6 protein-coding genes and 1 pseudogene are annotated in these 6,228 nt (G+C 62.5%); 4 read left to right on the top strand and 3 right to left on the bottom strand.

The window, feature by feature from the left end; genetic code table 11:
• From UW3_RS27620 to UW3_RS0123965, 3 genes are all read left to right on the top strand, one after another.
• A partial coding sequence (locus tag UW3_RS27620) for a circularly permuted type 2 ATP-grasp protein (RefSeq protein WP_010226346.1) occupies positions 1-1,203 on the top strand: 1,203 nt, incomplete at its 5' end.
• 3 nt (positions 1,204-1,206) lie between these two features.
• The gene (locus UW3_RS0123970; protein WP_010226344.1) at positions 1,207-2,157 is read left to right on the top strand and encodes an alpha-E domain-containing protein; all 951 of its coding nucleotides are present in this window, start codon (positions 1,207-1,209) and stop codon (positions 2,155-2,157) included.
• Positions 2,154-2,951, top strand: coding sequence for a transglutaminase family protein (locus UW3_RS0123965; protein WP_010226342.1), 798 nt, complete (start codon positions 2,154-2,156; stop codon positions 2,949-2,951). Before UW3_RS0123970 ends, UW3_RS0123965 begins: the two co-directional genes overlap by 4 nt.
• A gap of 3 nt (positions 2,952-2,954) precedes the next feature.
• Here the strand turns inward: UW3_RS0123965 and UW3_RS0123960 are convergent, their stop codons facing one another.
• Positions 2,955-3,755, bottom strand: coding sequence for a cytochrome c (locus tag UW3_RS0123960; RefSeq protein ID WP_010226341.1), 801 nt, complete (start codon positions 3,753-3,755; stop codon positions 2,955-2,957).
• Between the two features lie 549 nt (positions 3,756-4,304).
• Here UW3_RS0123960 and UW3_RS0123950 point away from each other — a divergent pair.
• The gene (locus tag UW3_RS0123950; RefSeq protein ID WP_010226339.1) at positions 4,305-5,033 is read left to right on the top strand and encodes an amidotransferase; all 729 of its coding nucleotides are present in this window, start codon (positions 4,305-4,307) and stop codon (positions 5,031-5,033) included.
• 9 nt (positions 5,034-5,042) lie between these two features.
• On the opposite strand, the gene UW3_RS0123945 is transcribed toward UW3_RS0123950, so the two are convergent.
• Both UW3_RS0123945 and UW3_RS29935 read right to left on the bottom strand, forming a co-directional pair.
• The gene (locus UW3_RS0123945) at positions 5,043-6,014 is read right to left on the bottom strand and encodes a magnesium and cobalt transport protein CorA (protein ID WP_010226338.1); all 972 of its coding nucleotides are present in this window, start codon (positions 6,012-6,014) and stop codon (positions 5,043-5,045) included.
• A gap of 65 nt (positions 6,015-6,079) precedes the next feature.
• A pseudogene (locus UW3_RS29935) lies at positions 6,080-6,228 on the bottom strand (1-acyl-sn-glycerol-3-phosphate acyltransferase); the annotation flags it as partial.

The following is a 6,228-nucleotide window of genomic DNA, read 5'->3' as shown; positions in this document are numbered from 1 at the left end:
CCGATTCCGCGCAGTATCCCCGCCAGTGAGTGGCGGGTGGTGGAGCGGGGCTGCATTCAGCGGGTCAAGGCGCTGAACCTGTTTCTGGCTGACCTGTACCAAGACCAGCGCATCATTCGCGCCGGGATCATCCCGGCCGAGCAGGTCCTGGCCAACGACCAGTACCAGCTGGCGATGCAAGGCCTGGACCTGCACCGCGACCTCTATTCGCACATTTGCGGGGTCGACCTGGTGCGCGACAGCGACGGCAGCTACTACGTGCTCGAAGACAACCTGCGCACTCCCAGCGGCGTCAGCTACATGCTTGAAGACCGCAAGATGATGATGCGCCTGTTTCCCGAGCTGTTCGCCGCCCAGCGCATCGCCCCCATCGATCATTACCCTAACCTGTTGCTCGATACCCTCAAGAGCTCAAGCCCGCTGGATAACCCCAGCGTGGTGGTGCTGACGCCCGGGCGTTTCAATAGTGCGTTCTTCGAACACGCCTTCCTCGCCCGCGAGATGGGCGTCGAACTGGTCGAGGGCGCCGACCTGTTCGTGCGTGACGAGCGGGTGTTCATGCGTACCACCGACGGCCCCAAGGCGGTGGATGTGATCTACCGGCGCCTGGACGATGCCTTCCTCGACCCCCTGGCGTTCAATCCCGATTCGATGCTCGGCGTGCCCGGGCTGCTGGCCGCCTATCGCTGCGGCAACGTGGTGCTGGCCAATGCGATTGGCACCGGCGTTGCCGACGACAAGTCGATCTACCCCTATGTCACCGACATGATCCGTTTTTACCTCGATGAGGAGCCGATCCTGAAGAACGTGCCGACCTGGCAGTGCCGCAAGCCTGAAGAGCTTTCCCACGTGCTTGCGCATTTGCCGGAGCTGGTGGTCAAGGAAACCCAGGGCTCCGGTGGCTACGGCATGCTGGTCGGGCCGGCAGCGACCCGCGCCGAGATCGAGGCGTTTGCCGCACGGATCAAGGCCCGGCCGGCGGCCTACATCGCCCAGCCAACGCTGTCGCTGTCGACTTGCCCGACCTTTGTCGACAACGGCATTGCCCCGCGGCATATCGACTTGCGGCCTTTCGTGCTGTCCGGGCGCGAGACCCGGGTGGTGCCTGGCGGCCTGACCCGGGTTGCCCTGCGTGAAGGCTCACTGGTGGTCAATTCGTCCCAGGGCGGCGGTACCAAGGACACCTGGGTGGTCGAGGATTAAGCCATGTTGAGTAGAACTGCCTCCGATTTGTACTGGATGTCACGTTACCTGGAGCGCGCGGAAAACCTCGCGCGGATGCTTGATGTCAGTTATTCGCTGTCGCTGATGCCGCAGGATGGCCGCGGTGACGGCCTGGATGAAATGGCCATGCCGCTGTTGATCACCGGTACTCTCGACGATTACCTGGAGCGCCACGGCCAGTTGCATGCCGAGCGCCTGCTGCACTTCTTTGCCCTGGACCCGGAAAACCCGGCAAGCATCTACAGTTGCCTCGGCGCGGCGCGGGCCAGTGCCCATGCGGTTCGTGGGCGGATCACCGCCGACATGTGGGAAAACATCAACGCCACCTGGCTGGAGATTCGTGGCATCGCCGAGCAGGGCCTGGGGCGCTACGGCATGAGCCGTTTCTGCGAGTGGATCAAGGAGCGCTCGCACCTGTTCCGTGGTGCTACCTACGGCACCATCATGCGCAACGACGCCTTTCGCTTCATTCGCCTGGGCACCTTCATCGAGCGCGCCGACAACACCCTGCGCCTGCTCGATGCCCGCTACGAGATGCTCGGCGACGAGGCCGAGGCGGTCAGCGACAGCTCGGCGCGCGGCTATTACCAATGGAGCGCCTTGCTGCGCGCGCTGTCGTCATTCGAGGCCTACACCGAAATCTACCGTGACGCCCCGGCTGCCCGCCATGTCGCCGAGCTGCTGCTGTTGCGCGCCGATGTACCGCGCTCGCTGCGAGCCTGCACCGAAGAGATCGACCAGATCCTCGCCAGCCTGCCCGGTGGCAACGGCCGCCCGGCCCAGCGCCTGGCCGCCGAGGTGGACGCACGCCTGCGCTACACCTCGATCGATGAAATCCTTGCCGAGGGCCTGCACCCCTGGTTGACCCATTACATTCCGCTGGTGCGTGAACTGGGCAATGCCATTCACAGTGCCTACCTGGAGGCTGTATGAGACTGACCATTAGCCACGAAACCGCCTACCACTACGAAGAGCTGGTGCGCTCGAGCATCCAGTACCTGCGCTTGACCCCGCACGACAGCGAACGCCAGCAGGTGCTCAGCTGGCAGCTGGACCTGCCGCGGCCGGTGCGGGCGCAACTGGACCCGTTCGGCAACATCCTGCATGTGCTGAGCCTGGAGGAGCCGCATGCGGACCTGGTCATCGGCGCCCGCGGCCTGGTCGACATCGATGAAAGTCGTGAAACCGAGCACGAGCTGCAATCACCGCTGCCGTTCCTGCGCTTCACCCGCCTCACCGAAGCGGATGATGCGTTGCGCGCCTTCGCCAGCCAGCAATGCCGCAAGCGGCGTGACCGCTCGGCGTTGATCGAGCTGATGAACGCCCTGAACCAGCGCATGGCCTACCGGCCGGGCAGCACCGCCGTCGACACCAGCGCGGCTCAGGCGTTTGCCGGTGGGGCCGGGGTTTGCCAGGACCATACCCATGCCTTCCTGGCGTGCGCGCGCAGCCTGGGCGTGCCGGCGCGCTACGTGTCCGGGTACCTATTCGACAGCGACAGCCAGCAGATGGCCAGCCACGCCTGGGCCGAAGCCTGGCTTGAGGATGCCTGGTACAGCTTCGATGTCACCAACCAATTGGCCCGGCCCGAACGGCACCTGAAGCTGGCCGTGGGCCTGGACTACCTGGATGCCTGCCCGGTACGCGGCATGCGCCGGGGTGGCGGTTTCGAGCAGATGCACGCCAAGGTGCTGGTGACTCCGGCCCTCAACGCCCAGCAGCAGTGAGCTTCAGGGTTTGCGCGTGACCATGTGGCGCAGGTACGCAAGCAGTGCGTCCAGCTCACTGTCGTTGATGACCGTTTCGGTAAACCCGGGCATTTTCGCCTGGGGCCATTGGCGCAGGCTTTGCGGGTCGCGGATATAGCGCCGCAGATAGTCGGACTGGAAGTATTCGGTGGGGTTGTGCGGCAGGTTCAGGTCCGGGCCGAACTGGGCGTCACCGGCAGCGTTGAGGCGATGACACGCCAGGCAGTTTTTCTGGAACACGGCAAAGCCTTGGTTGATCGGATCATCGGCGGCCAACCCCGGTGCCGGGCGCATGGCTGGGAACCGCTCGGCCACCGTCGCCAGACGGCGAATGCTGGCGACCTGGAACGGCCACTGCTCCGGGCTGATGCGCCCGGCTTGCGGGTCGGTCCAGACCAGATAGAAAGGCCCGGCGCTGGTTTTGCCTTTGGCCAGGGGTGGCCAGGGCTTGGCCGGGTCTTCAATGGCTAGCCAGGCTCGGGCAGGGCCGTCCTTGAGCAAAGGCGCAGCCGGCATCTCGGCAGCAAAACCATCCAGGGCTACGGCCTGCAGGTGATCATCAGCCCGTACGCCCTGCAGGAGCGCAGCCAGCGGCACCGCGCGGTAGTGCATGGTTTTCTTGTAGGAAACATCGTTGTCGATCTGGATGTCCTGCACCAGCGGGTGTTTGAGCAGCTCGGCGCTCTGCCAAGGGCGACTGCCATTACCCAGGTCCAGGGTCAGTTGTGCCGCCTGCAAGGGCAGGCAGAGCAGGGCAATGAGCAAGGTAAAGCACTGGCGCATGGGCACTCTCCAACCATCAGGGTCGGCAGATTACCTGCACACAAGCGGCTTGTGCCAGGCACAAACCCAGGGAAGAGGGCATGTCGCTCAGCCGAACAGGCGCGAAAGGTTCGGCAGGATCAACAGCAGCGTAGTGGCGAAGAGGATGAGCCCGGCTTGACGTACTTTGTGTTGTTTGAACATGGCTGACCGCCTTTTTGTTGTTATTCCTGAGTGCCCAGAGGCTTCCTTGTCATCGATCTGGCGAACATCATTTAACGCTGTGAAACCATTAAGACGCGAACTGTTGCTAATGGGTATACAGCTAACCTTAGGGTCAACGTCACCCGTGTTTTAGAACGCTTTAATCTGTACTTAAGCAGTTATGTGCAGTTTTTGCTATGAGGCCTTTGGCCATCCATCAGCATTCCCCTTGCTAGACACTTGCGTGCCTTTAGTGAGTGGATCCACAGATCGTGACCGTTCGTCCGAGCATCATACTTGCCTGCGCGCCTTATTCGGGGCAGGCTTTACGGGGCAATCCCGCCTTTGTCGTTCAGGACTATTTATATGTCGCTACGCATCTGCATCCTGGAAACCGACGTCCTGCGACCCGAGCTGGTCGAGCAGTATCAGGGCTACGGACGGATGTTCGAGCAGCTGTTCTCCCGCCAGCCAATCGCCGCCGAGTTTCGCGTCTACAACGTGTTGAACGACGAGTATCCCGATGAAGACCAGGTGTTCGATGCCTACCTGGTCACTGGCAGCAAGGCCGACTCGTTCGGTGATGATCCGTGGATTCAGAAGCTCAAGGCGTTCCTGCTGGACCGCTACCAGCGTGGCGACAAATTGCTTGGCGTGTGTTTCGGTCATCAGTTGCTGGCGCTACTGCTGGGTGGCAAGAGCGAGCGCGCGCACCAGGGCTGGGGGGTGGGTACACACCGCTATGTGATGAACGCCAAGGCGCCGTGGATCAGCCCGCAGGTCGAAGAACTGACCTTGCTGATCAGCCATCAGGACCAGGTCACGCGCCTGCCGGAAAACGCCACGGTGATTGCCTCCAGCGATTTCTGCCCGAACGCGGCCTACCACATCGGCGATCAGGTGCTGTGCTTCCAGGGCCACCCGGAGTTCATCCACGACTATTCGCGGGCGCTGCTTGAGTTGCGCCAGGACAGCCTCGGCCAGGAGGTGTACCACAAGGGTATCGACAGCCTGGTGCATGAGCATCACGGCAGTACGGTGGCCGAATGGATGATGCGTTTTGTCGCGCACAAACCTCAGGGCAGCTCGAACTGAGGCCTGCCGTTACAGCCAGCCGGAGCGCTTGAAGCTGGCATACAACGCCGTGCAGCCCACGGCGATCCCGCCCAGCACGGCAAAGTAGCCGTAGTGCCAGCTCAGTTCCGGCATGTTCTGAAAGTTCATCCCGTAAATCCCCGCCACTGCGGTGGGGAACGCCAGGATCGCCGCCCAGGCGGCAAACTTGCGCTGCACGATGCTCTGGCGCGAGGACTCCAGCAGCATGCCGATTTCGATGGTCTGGCTGGCGATATCGCGAATCCCGGCCAGGTCTTCCATCTGCCGGGTGACGTGGATCTGCACATCGCGAAAATACGGGCGCATGTTCTTGTCGATAAAGGGGAAGGTCAGGCGCTGCAGTTCTTCGCTGACTTCGACCATTGGCGCCACGTAGCGGCGCAGGCGCAGGATGTCGCGGCGCAGGCTGTGGATGCGCTGGATGTCTTCTTCCTTGAGCGAGCCGCTGAGCACGCTGCGCTCCAGTTCCTCGATCTCGCCATGAATGGCTTCGCTGACCGGCTGGTAGTTTTCGGTCACGAAGTCGAGCAGGGCGTAGAGCACGAAGTCCTCGCCGTGCTCCAGCAGCAGCGGGCGGGCCTCACAGCGCTGGCGCACCAGGGCGTAGGACTTCGAATGACCGTTGCGCGCAGTGATGATGTAGCCATTGCCGGCGAAGATATGCGTCTCGATGAACTCCAGCTTGCCTTCATGGCGCACAGGCGAGTACGTGACGATGAACAGGGCGTCACCGAAGGTTTCCAGCTTGGGCCGGCTGTGTTTTTCCAGTGCGTCTTCGATGGCCAGCTCATGCAGGTTGAACTGGCGCTGCAGATTGGCCAGCTCCTGGGCATCGGGCTCTTCCAGGCCAATCCAGACAAAATGCCCGGGCTTGCTCGCCCATTGGCTGCCTTCGTCCAGGCTGATGTTGGTGACCTTCCTGCCGGCGCTGTACACCGCCGCTGCAACGACTCGACCCATGGTTGTCCGCTTCTTCTGTTAACCGTGCCAGTAGCTTGGTCTGACTGGCACAATTCGGCAACTGTTCACGCCAGGGCCAGCTCGCCTTCCATGCGATCGATACAGTGCTGCATCTGCACGCGGCATTGCTCGGCCAGCGCCGGTACATCCTGCTGGGTCAGGCCACTGGTAGCGATGGGGGGCAGTGAGCGGATGATCACCTTGCTGCGGCGCC

The organism is Pseudomonas donghuensis, from assembly GCF_000259195.1.
In the GTDB taxonomy this organism is placed as follows: Bacteria; Pseudomonadota; Gammaproteobacteria; order Pseudomonadales; family Pseudomonadaceae; genus Aquipseudomonas; species Aquipseudomonas donghuensis.
This window is presented reverse-complemented; position numbering and strand designations above follow the sequence as displayed.